Annotated in this window: 1 rRNA gene; it reads left to right on the top strand. The window is 53.3% G+C overall.

Going from position 1 to position 1,575, the window contains the following annotated elements:
- The first annotated feature begins 10 nt into the window (after window positions 1-10).
- Window positions 11-1,562: ribosomal RNA gene (locus ACQEXT_RS21135) — 16S ribosomal RNA — on the top strand.
- The last annotated feature ends 13 nt before the right edge of the window (window positions 1,563-1,575 follow it).

The raw sequence follows: 1,575 nt of genomic DNA, 5'->3' as shown, positions 1-1,575 counted from the left end.
ACAAAATCTTAAATTGAAGAGTTTGATCATGGCTCAGATTGAACGCTGGCGGCAGGCCTAACACATGCAAGTCGAGCGGAAACGAGTTAACTGAACCTTCGGGGAACGTTAACGGCGTCGAGCGGCGGACGGGTGAGTAATGCCTGGGAAATTGCCCTGATGTGGGGGATAACCATTGGAAACGATGGCTAATACCGCATAATAGCTTCGGCTCAAAGAGGGGGACCTTCGGGCCTCTCGCGTCAGGATATGCCCAGGTGGGATTAGCTAGTTGGTGAGGTAATGGCTCACCAAGGCGACGATCCCTAGCTGGTCTGAGAGGATGATCAGCCACACTGGAACTGAGACACGGTCCAGACTCCTACGGGAGGCAGCAGTGGGGAATATTGCACAATGGGCGCAAGCCTGATGCAGCCATGCCGCGTGTATGAAGAAGGCCTTCGGGTTGTAAAGTACTTTCAGCAGTGAGGAAGGTGGGTATGTTAATAGCATATTCATTTGACGTTAGCTGCAGAAGAAGCACCGGCTAACTCCGTGCCAGCAGCCGCGGTAATACGGAGGGTGCGAGCGTTAATCGGAATTACTGGGCGTAAAGCGCATGCAGGTGGTTTGTTAAGTCAGATGTGAAAGCCCGGGGCTCAACCTCGGAATTGCATTTGAAACTGGCAAACTAGAGTACTGTAGAGGGGGGTAGAATTTCAGGTGTAGCGGTGAAATGCGTAGAGATCTGAAGGAATACCGGTGGCGAAGGCGGCCCCCTGGACAGATACTGACACTCAGATGCGAAAGCGTGGGGAGCAAACAGGATTAGATACCCTGGTAGTCCACGCCGTAAACGATGTCTACTTGGAGGTTGTGGCCTTGAGCCGTGGCTTTCGGAGCTAACGCGTTAAGTAGACCGCCTGGGGAGTACGGTCGCAAGATTAAAACTCAAATGAATTGACGGGGGCCCGCACAAGCGGTGGAGCATGTGGTTTAATTCGATGCAACGCGAAGAACCTTACCTACTCTTGACATCTACAGAAGCCAGCGGAGACGCAGGTGTGCCTTCGGGAACTGTAAGACAGGTGCTGCATGGCTGTCGTCAGCTCGTGTTGTGAAATGTTGGGTTAAGTCCCGCAACGAGCGCAACCCTTATCCTTGTTTGCCAGCACTTCGGGTGGGAACTCCAGGGAGACTGCCGGTGATAAACCGGAGGAAGGTGGGGACGACGTCAAGTCATCATGGCCCTTACGAGTAGGGCTACACACGTGCTACAATGGCGCATACAGAGGGCGGCCAACTTGCGAAAGTGAGCGAATCCCAAAAAGTGCGTCGTAGTCCGGATTGGAGTCTGCAACTCGACTCCATGAAGTCGGAATCGCTAGTAATCGTGGATCAGAATGCCACGGTGAATACGTTCCCGGGCCTTGTACACACCGCCCGTCACACCATGGGAGTGGGCTGCAAAAGAAGTGGGTAGTTTAACCTTCGGGAGGACGCTCACCACTTTGTGGTTCATGACTGGGGTGAAGTCGTAACAAGGTAGCCCTAGGGGAACCTGGGGCTGGATCACCTCCTTATACGATGATTATT

This window comes from Vibrio sp. TRT 29B02, from assembly GCF_050113655.1.
Taxonomy (GTDB): domain Bacteria; phylum Pseudomonadota; class Gammaproteobacteria; order Enterobacterales; family Vibrionaceae; genus Vibrio.
This window is presented reverse-complemented; position numbering and strand designations above follow the sequence as displayed.